Here is a 14,978-nt window from a genome sequence, read left to right on the forward strand (position 1 = left end):
TCAGGTCGGGGGTAATGCCGGACTTCTGCGGTGTTCCATGCCACAGTATGTTCCGACACCGCGCCGGTGCCGCGAGTTCTGTCGTGCCGGTAACGGGTTCATCCACATCTACCTACGGGGAGACTCCATGGTTCAGATTTCGAGAGCGGTCCGGCGCGCCGCGGTGTTTGCCACCGCTGCCTCGCTGGTCACGCTCACCGCTTGCTCGAGCGACAGCGGCAGCGACTCCACGTCGGAGAACCTCGACGGTCGCGGACCCATCACGTACGTCGAGGGCAAGGACACCACCGAGACCGGTGTCGTCCGCCAGATCATCGACGCGTGGAACGCCGAGCACCCGGACGAGCAGGTGACGTTCAAGGAGCAGTCGAACGACGCCGATCAGGCGCACGACGACCTGGTCCAGCACCTGCAGGCCAAGCAGTCCGACTACGACGTCGTCGCACTCGACGTCCCCTGGACCGCGGAGTTCGCGGCCAAGGGCTGGCTGCAGCCGCTGACCGGCGAGTTCGCGGTGGACAACACCGGAATCCTCCCCGCCACGGTCGACAGCGCCACCTACAACGGCACCCAGTACGCGGCGCCGAAGAACACCAACGGCGGCCTGCTGTACTACCGCAGCGACCTGCTGCCCGCCGCACCGAAGACGTGGGCCGAGCTGGCCGCCGCGTGTGAGGTCGCGAAGACCAACAACATCGACTGCTACGCCGGTCAGTTCGCACCGTACGAGGGCCTGACGGTGAATACCGCAGAGGTCATCAACGCGTACGGCGGCTCGTTCGTCGGCGAGGACGGCAAGACGCCGACCATCGACAGCCCCGAGGCCCGCGCTGGCCTGCAGGTTCTGGTCGACAACTTCAAGAACGGCGACATCCCGGCCCAGGACACCACGTTCAAGGAGCCCGAGAGCCAGAAGGCGTTCGAGGACGGGAAGGCGCTGTTCCTGCGCAACTGGCCCTATGTGTACGGCACCGCCGACAAGGATTCGTCCGCGGTCAAGGGTAAGTTCGCGGTCGCTCCGCTGCCCGGCAAGGACGGCATCGGCGCCTCGACCCTCGGTGGCTACAACGCCGCCATCAGCGCGTACTCCGAGAACAAGGCCACGGCCCGCGACTTCCTCACCTTCCTGCAGGGTGAGCAGGCGCAGCGGATCATTGCCATGGGCTCGCTGCCGCCGGTCCGCGCCGCACTGTACGACGACCCGGAGATCATCGCGGCCTACCCGTTCATGCCGACGCTGAAGGTGTCGATCGAGAACGCCGTCCCCCGTCCGGTCACGCCGTTCTACCCCGCTGTGTCGAAGGCCGTGCAGGACAACGCCTACGCTGCCATCAAGGGTGAGAAGTCGGTGGATCAGGCGATCACGGACATGCAGTCCGGCATCCAGTCCGCAGGCTCGTAGAGCACAGGAGTGAACATGGCCGTTCCGACTGGGACCACCAGTGGGGCGCCGGCCCGTCCCGCGGCCGGGGATGACGACCCCGGCCGCGGTTCGCGTGAGAAGAGCGAGAACAGGCGACGCTTTGGGCTGAGCAGTCGCCGCGCGTGGCTGTTCGTCGTGCCGACGCTGGCTGTGCTGGCCGTCGTCATCGGCTACCCGGTGATCCGGGCAGTGGTGATGTCGTTCCAGAAGGACGCGGGTCTCGATCCGTCGACCGGCATGTTCGTCGAGGGCGGCTGGGCCGGATTCACCAACTACACGCACTGGATTCTGCAGCAGTGCACCTCCCCGAGCGGGGTGGCCGTGGCGTGCCCGCCCGGCACGCTCGGCTCCCAGTTCTGGTCGGCCGTCGGGAACACCGCGTTCTTCACGGTCGTCACGGTGGGCCTCGAGGTCGCGATCGGCCTGTGGATGGCGATCATCATGGGCAAGACGTTCAAGGGCCGCGCCCTGCTGCGTGCGGCGGTCCTGATCCCGTGGGCCATCCCGACCGCGGTCACCGCCAAGCTCTGGTACTTCATCTTCGCCTACGACGGCATCGCCAACCGCCTCCTCGGCACCGAGATCCTGTGGACGTCGGACGCGTGGCCCGCGCGATTCGCGGTGATCATCTCGGACGTCTGGAAGACCACCCCCTTCATGGCCCTGCTGATCCTCGCCGGACTGCAGATGATCCCGCAGGACGTGTACGAGGCGGCGCGGGTCGACGGCGCCTCCGCGTGGCAGCGGTTCCGGCAGATCACGCTCCCGCTGGTGAAGCCGGCGCTGATGGTCGCGATCCTGTTCCGCACGATGGACGCCCTGCGCATGTACGACCTGCCCGCCATCCTGACCGGCGGCAACCCGGCCACCACGACGGTGTCGATCCTCGTGGTCGACCAGGTGCGGCAAGGGTTCAACAGCGCGTCCGCACTCTCCACCATCACGTTCCTCCTGATCTTCGCGGTGGCGTTCGTCCTCGTGAAATTCCTCGGCGCCAACGCCGTCGAGACTCAGGAAGCCCAGCGAAAGGGGCCGAAGTCGTGACCCATCGCGCCCCGGAGCTCGAACTCCCGAGCAGGCCCGTCCGCCGCAACCGTCCGAAGCGGTTCGCGTTCAAGAATTCCCGCATCTATATCGGTGTCGCGATCATCCTGGTCTGGGGGCTCGCGCCGTTCTACTGGATGATGGTGACGGCGTTCCGCGACCCCGACTACACGTTCGACACCACACCCTGGCCCACGCACGTCACGCTCGAGAACTTCCAGAACGCGCTGTCGACGAGCAGCGGCAACAACTTCACCCGGGCCGTCGTCAACAGCATGATCATCGGCGGTATCACCACCGTCGTCGCCCTCGCCGTCGGCATCTTCACCGCCTACGCGCTGGCCCGCATCGAGTTCCGGTTCAAGTACGTGGTGGTCGGCATCGTGCTCGGCGCGTCGATGTTCCCCGTCGTCGCCCTCGTCACCCCGCTGTTCCAGCTGTTCACGAACATCGGCTGGATCGGCACCTACCAGGCGATGATCATCCCGAACATCTCGTTCGTCCTGCCGCTCACCATCTACACGCTGACGTCGTTCTTCAAGGAACTTCCCTGGGAGCTGGAGGAGGCGGCCCGGATCGACGGCGCCAGCCGCGGTCAGGCGTTCCGGCTGGTGATGTTGCCGCTGGCGGCGCCCGCCCTGTTCACCACCGCCATCCTCGCGTTCATCGCGACCGTCAACGAATACCTGCTCGCCAGCCAGCTCTCCAGCGACGCCACCGAACCGGTCACGGTCGCGATCGCCCGGTTCTCCGGCAACGACCCGCACGTCGTGCCGTACGCGGCGATCATGGCGGCGGGCACGATCGTCACCATTCCGCTGGTGATCATGGTGCTGCTGTTCCAGCGTCGCATCGTGTCGGGCCTGACGGCCGGCGGCGTGAAGAGTTGACGGTCGAGCGGAGCGAGGGGAAAGGTGTCGGTCGAGCGGAGCGAGGGGAAAGGTGTCGGCCGTGCATCCGGTGGCGAAGCGGCAGCGGCTCGAGGTTCTGATCGGCATCCTCGGGTTCTTCACGGTGATGGCGTTCATCGCCGCGGTCGTCGAGGTCGTTCGCGGCGACCCCGGCGTCACTCCTGCGCTGGTCTTGCTCGGATGCCTGGTGCTGTCGGGGTTGGCGATCGTCGCCCGGAATCGAGTGCGCTGAAACAGTACGGTCGGTATGGATATTTGCTGGGCGTTAGCGCGGCGCGCGTCACACTCGAGGCCATTCACATAACATACGTACGGGTGGGTGCGATGATCCTCCGTGACCGGATAACTGACCGGGAGTGTGGAAGTGAGTTCTGGCAACGACGCGACGGGCAACCATGCCTCCGATCCGGGGGGCACACCGCCCGTAGACGACGGTTCGGCTGACACGACCACTCCACCACCGGACGGGAAGACGAAGCGCAACCGGTGGCGCACGGTCCGCCGGGTCAGCCTGGTCGTGATCGCGTTGCTGCTGGTCATCCCGCTTGTCGGGTTCCTGGTCAGTTACGTCCGCGCCGAGGTCCCGCGCCCGTCGGACATGAAGACCAATCAGGTGGCCACCGTCTTCGCCGCCGACGGCACCACCGAGCTGACCAAGGTGATCCCCCCGGAGGGCAACCGCACCGAGATCGCCCTCGACGCCATTCCCCAGCACGTCCGCGACGCCGTCCTGTCGGCGGAGGACCGCAACTTCTACTCCAACCCCGGCTTCTCCGTCACCGGGTTCATGCGTGCCGCCCGCGACAACGTCCTCGGCAAGGAAAGCGCGGGCGGTGGGTCGACGATCACGCAGCAGTACGTCAAGAACGTGCTGGTCGGCGCGGACCGCAACGTGTACCGCAAGATGCGGGAACTCGTGATCTCCACCAAGATGGCCCGCGAGTGGTCCAAGGACGAAATTCTCGCCGCCTACCTGAACACCATCTACTTCGGGCGCGGCGCGTACGGCATCGAGGCGGCGTCGCGCGCCTACTTCGACAAGCCGGTCGGCGACCTGTCGGTGGCCGAGGGCGCGGTGCTCGCCTCCGTGATCCAGAGCCCGTCCTACCTCGACCCCGAGGCCAACCTCGACCAGCTGCAGGCGCGCTGGAACTACGTGCTCGACGGCATGGTCGCGATGGGTGTGCTCAGTCAGCAGGACCGCAGTGCGGCCGAATTCCCAGTCACCGCCCCGTCCAACCGGCCCACCGACGCCAACTCCGCGCCCGGCCCCGACGGCCTGATCCGCAACCAGGTGCTGCGCGAATTGTCGGATGCGGGAATCTCCGAGCAGACCCTCAACACCGAGGGTCTGCAGATCACCACCACGATCGACCCGAGGGCGCAGCAGTCCGCGATCGACGCCGTCCACGACAACCTCGAAGGGGAGGATCCGGGACTGCGGACCGCGGTCGTGTCCATCGATCCCCGCACCGGCGGTGTGCGCGCCTACTACGGCGGCGAGGACGGCGCCGGCTTCGACTACGCCCAGGCGCCGCTGCAGACCGGGTCGTCGTTCAAGGTGTTCGGCCTGGCCGCGGCGCTGGAGCAGGGCATCCCCCTCTCCGCCCGCTTCAGCAGTGCACCGCTGACCGTCGGCAGCGTCCAGATCGGCAACGTCGAGGGCGAGTCCTGCGGCACGTGCACCATCGCCGAGGCGACGAAGCGGTCGCTGAACACGAGCTTCTACCGGTTGATGATGTCGCTGGACAACGGTCCGCAGGCCATCGCCGACGCCGCCCACAAGGCGGGGATCCCGGAGTTCATTCCCGGGGTGCAGGGTAAGACGCTCAGCGAGAACGGCGGCGAACCCGAGGGCGGCATCGTCCTCGGCCAGTACCTGTCGCGGCCGATCGACATGGCGTCCGCGTACGCGACGCTCGCGGCGTCGGGCATCTACCACCAGCCGTACTTCGTGCAGCGGGTGGTGACCGCCGACGGCGTCGTGCTCCTGGACCGTGCGCCCAGCCCGGGTGAGCGCCGGCTCGATGCCGCGGTGGCCGACAACATCAGTCAGGCACTGATGCCGATCGCCTCGTACTCGCGGGGCCATGCGCTGGCGGGGGGACGCCCGTCCGCGGCGAAGACCGGCACGGCGCAGCTCGGGGACACCGGTGAGAACAAGGACGCCTGGATGGTCGGTTACACGCCGTCGCTGGCGACGGCGGTGTGGATCGGCAAGGCCGACGCCACCGCCATCAACAACAGCTGGGGCGGCCTGATCTACGGTTCGGGTCTGCCGTCCGACATCTGGAAAGACACGATGGACGGCGCCCTCGAAGACACCGATTGGGAAGACTTCCCGTGGCCCGACCCGATCGGCGGCCAAGCCGGTGTGCCCACGTGGACCGGTCAAACCAGCGGCGACGGAACGGGACCCGGCACCAGCGGGGTTGTCCCGCCGCCCGGTGCCCCCACTCCGGCACCCGTCGAGGTTCCGCCCCCGGCGGCCGTCCCGGTCCCGCCCGTCCCGCCGGTGCCCGCACCCGTCCCGGCGCCGACCCAGATCGAAATCCTCCCGGGCGTCATCATCCCGCTGCCGGGTTAGCCGCAAAGCCGTGTAGTTAACGGGGACGGCTGGCGGTCAAGAATGCGGGTCTTGGGCGTGTCGTGCGCGAATGGGTAGCGGAGCTCCGGTAGAAGAGGGCGTCCTCCAAGACATCCTCGACCCAGGAGCTCCGCTGACTACTGATTCTGTCATCACCCGTGTCGTCACCGTCGCGGGAGGCCGGTTCGCCCCGGGTCATCTCGGGGAGCTGACCCGAATCGTGGGCTTCGACATGGTCGACGCCGCATTGGCCGAGACCGGCAAGGTCCAGGCCCGGGTGCGTGATTTGCCCTCGCGGGTGGTGGTCTACCTGCTGCTGGCCGCCGGGCTGTTCGCCGAGGTGGGGTTCGGGCAGGTGTGGCAGCGGATGATCGCCGGACTCGACGGGCTCGCGGTGGCCACCCCGTCCGCCGGAGCGCTGGCCCAGGCCCGACGCCGGATCGGCCCGGCACCGTTGCGTGCCCTGTTCGACCTGCTCCGCGGCCCGGCCGCCGGCCTGGCCACGAAGGGCGTGTACTGGCGGGGGCTACTGGTTACGGCCATCGACGGCACCATGATGTGCTGCCCGGACACCGTGGCGAATTTGCAGGTCTACCACCGGGGCGGCGGGTTTCACGGCGGCACCGGGTATCCGATGGTGCGCCTTCTCGCTCTGGTGGCGTGCGGCACCCGCACCGTGATCGACGCGACGTTCGGTGCCAGCAGCGTCGGGGAGACCACCTACACCCTCGACCTACTCCGGGGGATGCGCCGCGGGATGATCGTGCTGGCCGACCGCAACTTCGCCTCGCAGGCGTTGCTCGCCGCGGTCCGCGACACCGGTGCGCACCTGCTGGTCCGGGTCAAGAACAGCCGCAACCTCCCGGTCTGCGCCCGCCTGCCCGACGGCTCCTACCTGTCCCGGATGGGCCCGGTCGAGGTCCGTGTCCTGTGCTGCGAGATCACCATCACAACCAGCGCGGGAGCTCGCAGCGAGACCTACAAGCTGGTGACCACCCTCCTCGATCCCGACTGTCCCGCAACCGAAATCGTCCGCCTCTACCACGATCGGTGGGAGATCGAGACCGCGTTCCTGGAGCTGAAATCGACGATCCTCGGTGGCCGGGTGCTGCGCGCCCGCACCCCACGCGGGGTCGAGCAGGAGATCTACGCGCTGCTCGTCACCTACCAGGCGTTGCGCGTCGCGATCACCGACGCCACCCTCGGGTGCCCCGACGTCGATCCCGACCGTGCCAGCTTCACCATCGCCCTCAACGCGGCCCGCGACCAACTCATTCACGCCGCGGGTGTCATCGAAACCACCGTCGTCGACCTCGTCGGCATCATCGGCGAACGCGTCCTCGACCACCTGATGCCCGCCCGACGATCACGAACCAACCCCCGCGTGGTCAAACGAGCGATCTCCAAGTTCGTCGCCAGCACTGCCCGCGGCCGCACCCGAGGGCCAAGTCTCAAGGCCACCATCGCCATCAACATCCTCACCGACATCGACCCTTGACAACACAACCCACGACTTAACTACACGGCTTTGGGGTTAGCCGAGGTCCTGACCTACAGCGCCGTGCCCCCACCTTGAACAGGTGGGGGCACAGTCGGGTCGAGCGGATTACTGCGTCAGCGAGATGGTCGCACCGCCGGAGAACATTGAGTCGTGAACTTCGATCTCCTTCGGGGTGGCGTCGACCGGGATGTCGAAGACGATGGTCGCGGACTTGGTGATTCCCGGATTGATATCCCCGCCGATCGCATTTTCGGCGTCGACGTTGATGGCTGCCATCGTGTTGTTCGTGAACTCGCGGCCCAACGTATCGACGAGCGTCTGATTCGATCCGAAGTAGCTCTGCGGCTTGTCGGAGATGTTGGTGATGTCGACGTGAACCAGGATGAACTGGCCGTCCGCATCCTCCTTGAGATATGGGTTGTCGCCGATCGAAGACAGGCCGGTCTCGACACCTGTCACGACGAACCCGAACTTTCCGTCACGAACCTCGGTGCCGATTCCGGCAGTGGGGGCTTCTACTGCCGGGACGACGGCGGGTGCCGCCGCAGCCCCTGCTTCTGCTTCAGCGATCGGTGCGATCGCCTGCGTTGTCGAACTTGCGGAAGGGGTTTCCTCCTTATCGCCGCCGTTCGCGAGGCTCGAGATCACGATGATCGCGACTATGATGCCGACGACCCAGGGCCACTTCTTCTTTTTCTTCGGTCCTTGTGGAGGGGTAGCCGGCGGCTGGTATCCCGGAGGCGGCCCGTAGGGCGGTGGTGGGGTCTGACCATAGGGTTGCTGCGGAGCCTGACCATAGGCGGGTTGTTGCGCCTGCGGGAACTGCTGCTGCGGTTGCGCCTGGTTCGGGTCGTAGGGCGGCTGAGGCGGGTACGTCATGTGTTTCCTTAGATTAGGCGTAGTTCGCCCGCCTGTTGCTCGAACCGACCGAAGGGGTTGTTGAAGGCGTGGCACAGTACTTGTATCAGACAAACCGGGCGTAACAGATATCCTGTCGGTTGACTGAATGACACTCGTGGAGAGGGTATTTGGTCCCTAATCGGGCGGGTCATTCTCTGTTCTGCTGTGGTCTGTTGTGGCGATCTGCCAAATCAACTGGCCAGTTGCGCGTGCCAATTGGAATCTGCCGCCGACGGGCGAATTCAGTCAGCGAATCCGTCGAAAAGCTTCGGCTCTGAGGGGAGTTCGAACAATCCGCTCTGGCGCTCTCGCTTGTTTCCGCTACGGTTCGGCAGCACCACAACCCGCAGCGCGGCGCGGAGGCTTTCCTTCGTCTTGGCCCAGGCGCTCGCCTCGTCCTCGCACATGTCGGCCTCTTCGGGCTCTTCCTCGCGGGCGAGTTCCGCGTTGTGGCGCCACTCGAACTCCTGCTCGGTGCAGAGCCGGAGGAACTCGAGGATGGTGTCGCGGTCGCGTCCGCAGATCTCCGCGACGTCGTCCGGGTCGAGCCCGCTCTCCGAGTCGAGGTGGATCAGGGTCACGAGGGCGGCGGGGAACTCGTCCTCGCATTCGTGGTCGGCGTACGAGGACGTGGCGCCGGGTGTGGAATTGAGTTTGCCACCGAGCTTTTCGGCGAACGCGTCGTCGACGGTGTCCACGAAATGCTCGAACATCCGGAACACCGATACCAGGTGATCCGCGACGAACGGTGACCCGTCGACGCGCATGACGGCGACCACGTTGTCGACGATGAGCAGGAACTTGATGTCGGGCCACTGGCGGTTGAGGTCGGCGAGCGCCTCCGCGGTGCGCGTGCGATCGCTGATCTTGTGGACCACGCGGGCGAACACCTCGACGCGGGCGTCCTCCTCGATCACCCGCACATACGTGGGAAGGTCGCCGACCCAGACGAGGATGTCGCCGTCCGCATCCTTGCCCGGTGCCTGTTCGAGCATGGATTCGACCGCGGCATCGACACGGTCGCGCAGCCCGGCGCCGTCACGTAGCTGGGCCGGGACATCAGCAGTACCGAACTCCGGGGTCTCGCCCCGGCCACCGGTGATCGCCTTCAGGAACGAGGGATGCAGAAGGTCCCAGATCTCCCGGAACACCGTGACCGTCATCGACGCCAGCAGCTGGGCGTCCTCCCGGTCGGCGTCGAGGTAGTACGACGCGGAACCGTTGCCCTCGTCGACGTGCTCGCACAGGTCGGGGCGGTTCCAGCCGAGCTCGATCAGCCGATCGTGCTCCTCCTCGGTGAGTGCCCGCGCCGGGTGCAGGAAGCGGTTGGACGGCACCTCGCACCGCACCTTGTCGCCGGCCCACGCGAAGAACCGCACGCACGCGGCGGTCTCGACGAGGCCGTCGTCGACGCTGTCGTACTGCGACTGCAGCACCAGTTCGTCGTCGTCCTCCATAGCGTGCACGTACCCGGTCAGACGGTCCTGGAGTTCGGTCCAGGCGTCGTCGATCTCTCGATCGAAAGTGTTGTCGGACATCACGCCTCCCTCGATGAATCCTGGGTGTCACCGTAGAGGGATGGTCTGACAAGAAATCGAACACAAAGGCGAATGCACCTTTCGTCGCCGTGAAGACGACGAAAGGTGCATTCGCCGGGAGCTGCTGCGCGGTGGGTTACGCGTCGATGATGAACGCCTCGAGCTCGGTGCGAGCCTTGTCGTCCGCCATCTGGACCGGGGGGGACTTCATCAGGTACGCGGACGCCGGGTAGACGGGTCCGCCGATGCCGCGGTCCTTGGCGATCTTGGCTGCGCGGACGGCGTCGATGATGATGCCGGCCGAGTTCGGGGAGTCCCAGACCTCGAGCTTGTACTCCAGGTTCAGCGGAACGTCACCGAAGGCGCGACCCTCGAGGCGGACGTACGCCCACTTGCGGTCGTCGAGCCAGCCGACGTGATCCGACGGGCCGATGTGCACGTTGCCCGGACCGAGGTCACGGGTCAGGTTCGACGTCACGGCCTGCGTCTTGGAGATCTTCTTCGACTCCAGGCGGTCGCGCTCGAGCATGTTCTTGAAGTCCATGTTGCCGCCGACGTTCAGCTGCATGGTGCGGTCGAGCTGCACGCCGCGGTCTTCGAAGAGCTTCGCCATCACGCGGTGGGTGATGGTGGCGCCGACCTGCGACTTGATGTCGTCACCGACGATCGGGACGCCGGCGTCCTTGAACTTCGCAGCCCACTCGGGGTCGGAAGCGATGAACACGGGCAGGGCGTTGACGAACGCGACACCGGCGTCGATGGCGCACTGGGCGTAGAACTTGTCGGCGTCCTCGGAACCCACGGGCAGGTACGAGACCAGCACGTCGACCTCGGCGTCCTTCAGGGCCTTGACGACGTCGACGGGCTCGGCCTCGGAGATCTCGATGGTCTCGGCGTAGTACTTGCCGATGCCGTCGAGGGTGGGGCCGCGCAGCACCGGAACGTCGGCCGGCGGGACGTCGGCGATCTTGATGGTGTTGTTCTCGCTGGCGAAGATGGCTTCGGACAGGTCGAATCCGACCTTCTTGGCGTCGACGTCGAACGCGGCGACGAACTGGACGTCGCGCACGTGGTACTTGCCGAACTTGACGTGCATGAGGCCGGGAACGGTCGCCGTCTCGTCGGCGTCCTTGTAGTACTGCACGCCCTGAACCAAGGACGAGGCACAGTTCCCCACGCCCACAATGGCCACGCGCACCGCGGTGCTGTTCTCACCCATGGTCGGGTTCTCCTTTTTTCTTAGGTGTTGCTGTCGATTGCTCGGCGGCGATCAGCTCGTTGAGCCAGCGCACTTCACGCTCACTGGATTCGAGACCGAGCTGGTGGAGCTGCTTGGTGTAGCGATCCAGCGTGCCGCTCGCTTTTCCGATCGCGTCGCGAAGCGCCTCACGGCGCTCCTCGACCTGGCGTCGTCTGCCTTCGAGAATCCGCATCCGCGCCTCTGCGGGAGTGCGGCTGAAGAAGGCGAGATGAACGCCGAATCCGTCATCGGTGTAGTTCTGCGGACCCGTGTCGGCGACCAGTTCCTTGAACCGCTCCTTGCCGATCGGCGTGAGCTGGTAGACGCGGCGGGCGCGACGCTTGACGGTCCCCGGAGGGCCTGCGTCCTCGGCGATCAAACCGTCTGCCTGCATGCGTCGAAGCGTCGGGTAGAGGGAACCGTACGAAAAGGCGCGAAATGCACCCAGCAGTCCCGTCAACCGTTTGCGCAGCTCGTATCCGTGCATGGGTGACTCGTGGAGCAGCCCGAGAATTGCCAATTCGAGCACGTCCACCCCCTGAGTCGCCCGACCTAACCGCGTGATGCGATTCAAAACTATATCGCACCGATATATAGGAGGATACGCGCGCTCGATACATGGGACAAGCCGTCACAGGTTGTTAACACAGGTCCGGGTGTCCGGCGGCGCCGCCGAATGTCACACCGGTGCCCTCTGACTGAACGAATGTCACATCGGGCGACCACCCGGCGGCCGACGGCACCCGACGGCGGCTGGTGGGCAACGACCCCGGACGCTCAGTCCTCGTAGGGGTAGATGTCGAACGGTTCGCCGTCGAATCCGACGACCATGTGTCCGGTGTGGCCGGCGGCGTTCTTCACGTGGATGGAGATGGTCGGCGGTCCGTCGTCGGACCCGGGTTCGTACCGGAAGGAGACGATCTCCACCGCACCGTCGGGGACGCGCAGTGTTTCGGGTGCCCCGGCGAGCAGTCCTGCGATCGCGACCTGGTCGACGGTGCCGAGGTCGAAGGACTTCTCGTCGTCGGATCGGGTGGACGAGCTGCCCCAGTCGTCGAATTCGCCGTCGTAGAGATAGGAGTCGGATTGCCGGGCGTTGCCGGAGGACGGCCGGTCGAAGACGGCGTGGGCCGGGTAGAGGCCGAGTTCGTCGGCGACGGTGTCGCCGTATTCGGCGCGGTACTCGTCGAGGAAGAAGTGCAGCCCGGCGCCGGTCGTGAGGTTCGGCACCGATTTCGACGGGCCGATGTCGCTGTTCGCGACGGCTCCGGCGATGCCGCCCGCGGCAGCTGCGGCGGCCACGAGGACCGCGGCGTACACCCACCGTCGCGACGATCGGCGGCGCCGCGGGGACACGACGGGGCTGGCCGCGAGCCGGCTGGGGATCTGGAGGTCCCCGATGAGGCGGTCGAGTTCGTCGAACGTTTTCGCTCGCATCGCCGTGGAGGTGCGGGAGGCGTGTTGCTCCGCGGACAGTTGCCCGTCGGCGAGTGCTGCGTCGAGCATCCCGCAGGCGTCGGCGCGGTCGGAGTCGCGGGCGCGGATTCCCGCGAGTGTGGTCCTGGGCATCTGCGTCCTATCGGCCGAAGGGGTAGACGCTCAGTGGTGCACCGGACGGGTCGAGTTCCATGTGTCCGCTCTCGCTGAACTCGTTGGTCACGTAGATCGACACGGTGGGGCCGTCGTCGTCGGCCTCGAACGAGATGTGGCTGACTTCTCCGTCGGGGACGTTGAGGCTCACCGGGGCGCCCACGACGGTTCCGCCGATCGTGTCGAGGTTCAGCGTCGACAGGTCGAACACGGGGGTGTCGACCTTCCGGGTGGTCGGCGTTCCCGACGGCGTGAACCCGCCGCGGTAGTCGTAGCTCACCATCCGGTTCGGTTCGAAGGGAAGCGCGCGTTCGAGGCTGGCGTGTCCGCCCTCGTAGAGGGTGAGGTCGTCGACGATCAGATCGCCGAACTTGGCGCGGTACCGGTCGAGGAACAGCTTCATGCCCTCAGGCGTGACGGGATTCGGCGTCGCGACGACCAGCGGTTCGACGGAATCGAAATCGACCTGCTGCGCGACGGGCGTCACGGTGGCCTGTGCGTCGTCGCTGTCGACGAGCGTGAAGGCGCCGACGGCCGCCACGATTGCGACGACGGCGACGGCTGCCGGGAACCAGTGCTCGGCGGTGTCGCGCGGGGGACGAACGTCCGGTGGTGCGTCGACGGGTCGCTGCAGATCACCGACCAGGACCTCGAGGTCGGCGAGCGTCCGCGCCTCCGCGGCGAGGTCGGACATCGCGCGGTGTTCCGCCTCGTTGATCTGGCCGTCGCCGAACGCGGCGTCGAGCAGTGCGGACGTGTTGGCTCGATCGACGTCGCGTGCCCGCGTGTTCGGTGGGTATCGGCTGGCCACGGGTGGATCTTAGAGCTAGTTCGCGGGGTTCACCTGCCATACGTCTCCGCCGAGCGTCGCCCGCAGATAGCCTCCGCCGGTCTGGTCCCTGTCGTAGACGTACACGTTGATCGTCGGTCCCTTGCCGGCGTCGGCGAGGAGAACGTGCCCGATGGTGCCGTCCGGGACTCCGACCAGCCGGGGTGCGTCGGCGATCAGCGCGACGAGTGCCGGCACATTTACCTGCGCGAGGTCGACCTCACCGGTTCCGGGGAGGCGCTGCGTGCGGATGCCCGACGGCTTGAAACCGCCGCGGAAGTCGTACCGGTCGACCTTGTCGGGCGCGTCCGGGGCCGTCCGCGACAGGATCGCGTATTTGTCGTACAACCCCAGTTCGTGGACGGTGAGGTCGCCGAACTTCTGCCGGTACTGCTCGAAGAGGGCGTGGATCCCGTCCTGGGTGAGGGGCTGCGCCTGGCCCACGATGATCGGTTCCACCGCGGGCACCTCGACCTCCGGCCGGGTCAGCGGCTTCTCGACCTGCGCCGGGACGGGTGTGGTGACGGGGTCCGGGCCGTCCTGCTCGGTGAGCGCGAGACCGATCGCGCCGACCGCGATCACCGCCCCGCACGCGGCCGCGATCCGCAGCGCCCGGCGGGGTGATCCCGGTGTCCGGACAGGTGCCTGTGCGGTGATCACCGACGGCAGTTGCAGGTCGCTGATCAGCAGGTTCAGCTCGGCGAGGGTCTTCGCCGACATGGCCTGGGCGGTGCGGTCGTGGTACTCGCCGGCGCCGAGCTGTCCGTCGGCGTAGGCGGCGTCGAGCCGGCTGCACGCGTTGACCCGATCGAGGTCGCGTGCGCGAGTCTGCGAGGACGGTCCTGAGGCCACACCGGCATCGTAGTGCGGCAACCGTGTTTGACCAGCGTCACTCGACCGACCCCTTCTCTCCGGACGCGACGCACGTACTCTGGTCTCCGTGCGGATACAGCGGCAGGTGGTGGACTATGCGCTTCAGCGCCGGTCACTCCTGGCCGAGGTCTACTCGGGCAGGACGGGTGTCACGGAGGTGTGTGACGCCAGCCCCTACCTGCTTCGTGCCGCAAAGTTCCACGGCAAGGGCAGTGATGTGGTGTGCCCGATCTGCCGTAAGGAGCAGTTGACTCTGGTCTCCTGGGTCTTCGGTGACAAGTTGGGCCCGGTGTCGGGTTCGGCTCGTACGGCCGAGGAGCTGGTGCGTCTCGCGTCCACTCAGGAGGAGTTCTCGGTTCACGTGGTCGAGGTGTGCCGGACATGCAGCTGGAACCATTTGGTCCAGTCCTATGTTCTCGGTACCGTGCCCGAACCGAAACGGCCCAGGCGTTCGTCGCCACGGCCGCGGCCTCCGAGCCGTCGAACCGCGAGCGAGTAGACACGCCCGAACACGGACGCGGGCAGAAGAGTGCCCACAGACG

Annotated in this window: 14 protein-coding genes; 7 read left to right on the top strand and 7 right to left on the bottom strand. The window is 66.6% G+C overall.

Translation table 11 applies throughout. From position 1 onward, the window contains the following. Positions 1–127 precede the first annotated feature (127 nt). From CJ177_RS22910 to CJ177_RS22935, 6 genes are all read left to right on the top strand, one after another. Positions 128–1,402, top strand: a complete 1,275-nt coding sequence (locus CJ177_RS22910) for an ABC transporter substrate-binding protein (protein WP_005249637.1) — start codon at positions 128–130, stop codon at positions 1,400–1,402. 15 nt (positions 1,403–1,417) lie between these two features. Next, entirely contained in the window at positions 1,418–2,467 is a 1,050-nt protein-coding gene (locus tag CJ177_RS22915; RefSeq protein WP_005249639.1) for a carbohydrate ABC transporter permease, read from the top strand. Next, the gene (locus CJ177_RS22920) at positions 2,464–3,357 is read left to right on the top strand and encodes a carbohydrate ABC transporter permease (protein WP_005249640.1); all 894 of its coding nucleotides are present in this window, start codon (positions 2,464–2,466) and stop codon (positions 3,355–3,357) included. The genes CJ177_RS22915 and CJ177_RS22920 overlap by 4 nt, the downstream gene beginning before the upstream one ends. A gap of 61 nt (positions 3,358–3,418) precedes the next feature. Further along, entirely contained in the window at positions 3,419–3,610 is a 192-nt protein-coding gene (locus tag CJ177_RS22925) for a hypothetical protein (protein ID WP_005249641.1), read from the top strand. 132 nt (positions 3,611–3,742) lie between these two features. Further along, positions 3,743–5,965, top strand: coding sequence for a transglycosylase domain-containing protein (locus CJ177_RS22930; RefSeq protein ID WP_095868655.1), 2,223 nt, complete (start codon positions 3,743–3,745; stop codon positions 5,963–5,965). Positions 5,966–6,035: 70 nt separating this feature from the next. Next, the gene (locus tag CJ177_RS22935) at positions 6,036–7,463 is read left to right on the top strand and encodes an IS4 family transposase (RefSeq protein ID WP_218835123.1); all 1,428 of its coding nucleotides are present in this window, start codon (positions 6,036–6,038) and stop codon (positions 7,461–7,463) included. Between the two features lie 108 nt (positions 7,464–7,571). On the opposite strand, the gene CJ177_RS22940 is transcribed toward CJ177_RS22935, so the two are convergent. From CJ177_RS22940 to CJ177_RS22970, 7 genes are all read right to left on the bottom strand, one after another. Further along, positions 7,572–8,420: a DUF4352 domain-containing protein gene (locus CJ177_RS22940; RefSeq protein WP_257014638.1), complete on the bottom strand. Its 849-nt coding sequence runs from the start codon at positions 8,418–8,420 to the stop codon at positions 7,572–7,574. Positions 8,421–8,608: 188 nt separating this feature from the next. Continuing rightward, positions 8,609–9,904: a hypothetical protein gene (locus CJ177_RS22945; RefSeq protein WP_095868657.1), complete on the bottom strand. Its 1,296-nt coding sequence runs from the start codon at positions 9,902–9,904 to the stop codon at positions 8,609–8,611. A gap of 136 nt (positions 9,905–10,040) precedes the next feature. Then, positions 10,041–11,123 (bottom strand): inositol-3-phosphate synthase, encoded by a 1,083-nt coding sequence (locus CJ177_RS22950; RefSeq protein WP_005249652.1) that lies wholly within the window; start codon positions 11,121–11,123, stop codon positions 10,041–10,043. After that, positions 11,116–11,673 carry a PadR family transcriptional regulator gene (locus CJ177_RS22955; protein ID WP_005264441.1) on the bottom strand — a complete coding sequence of 186 codons (558 nt, stop codon included), beginning with the start codon at positions 11,671–11,673 and terminating at the stop codon, positions 11,116–11,118. The genes CJ177_RS22950 and CJ177_RS22955 overlap by 8 nt, the downstream gene beginning before the upstream one ends. A gap of 248 nt (positions 11,674–11,921) precedes the next feature. After that, complete coding sequence (locus CJ177_RS22960; RefSeq protein WP_095868658.1) at positions 11,922–12,713, bottom strand: DUF1707 domain-containing protein; 792 nt, start codon at positions 12,711–12,713, stop codon at positions 11,922–11,924. A 7-nt stretch (positions 12,714–12,720) separates the two neighbouring features. After that, a complete protein-coding gene (locus CJ177_RS22965) occupies positions 12,721–13,545 on the bottom strand; it encodes a DUF1707 domain-containing protein (protein WP_095868659.1) in 825 nt (274 codons plus the stop codon). A 15-nt stretch (positions 13,546–13,560) separates the two neighbouring features. Continuing rightward, positions 13,561–14,415 (bottom strand): DUF1707 domain-containing protein, encoded by an 855-nt coding sequence (locus CJ177_RS22970; RefSeq protein ID WP_095868660.1) that lies wholly within the window; start codon positions 14,413–14,415, stop codon positions 13,561–13,563. A gap of 88 nt (positions 14,416–14,503) precedes the next feature. Between CJ177_RS22970 and CJ177_RS22975 the strand changes: the two genes are divergently transcribed. Continuing rightward, complete coding sequence (locus CJ177_RS22975; protein ID WP_029539769.1) at positions 14,504–14,935, top strand: DUF5318 domain-containing protein; 432 nt, start codon at positions 14,504–14,506, stop codon at positions 14,933–14,935. Positions 14,936–14,978: the final 43 nt, after the last annotated feature.

This window comes from Rhodococcus sp. ACPA1 (assembly GCF_002300195.1).
GTDB classification, from domain to species: Bacteria; Actinomycetota; Actinomycetes; order Mycobacteriales; family Mycobacteriaceae; genus Rhodococcus_F; species Rhodococcus_F opacus.

Excerpts from the sequence above, each read along its gene's own strand:
- CJ177_RS22950 (WP_005249652.1), bottom strand. The coding sequence starts at position 11,123 with ATGGGTGAGAACAGCACCGCGGTGCGCGTGGCCATTGTGGGCGTGGGG.
- CJ177_RS22935 (WP_218835123.1), top strand. The coding sequence starts at position 6,036 with ATGGGTAGCGGAGCTCCGGTAGAAGAGGGCGTCCTCCAAGACATCCTC.
- CJ177_RS22945 (WP_095868657.1), bottom strand. The coding sequence starts at position 9,904 with ATGTCCGACAACACTTTCGATCGAGAGATCGACGACGCCTGGACCGAA.
- CJ177_RS22915 (WP_005249639.1), top strand. The coding sequence starts at position 1,418 with ATGGCCGTTCCGACTGGGACCACCAGTGGGGCGCCGGCCCGTCCCGCG.
- CJ177_RS22910 (WP_005249637.1), top strand. The coding sequence starts at position 128 with ATGGTTCAGATTTCGAGAGCGGTCCGGCGCGCCGCGGTGTTTGCCACC.
- CJ177_RS22960 (WP_095868658.1), bottom strand. The coding sequence starts at position 12,713 with ATGCCCAGGACCACACTCGCGGGAATCCGCGCCCGCGACTCCGACCGC.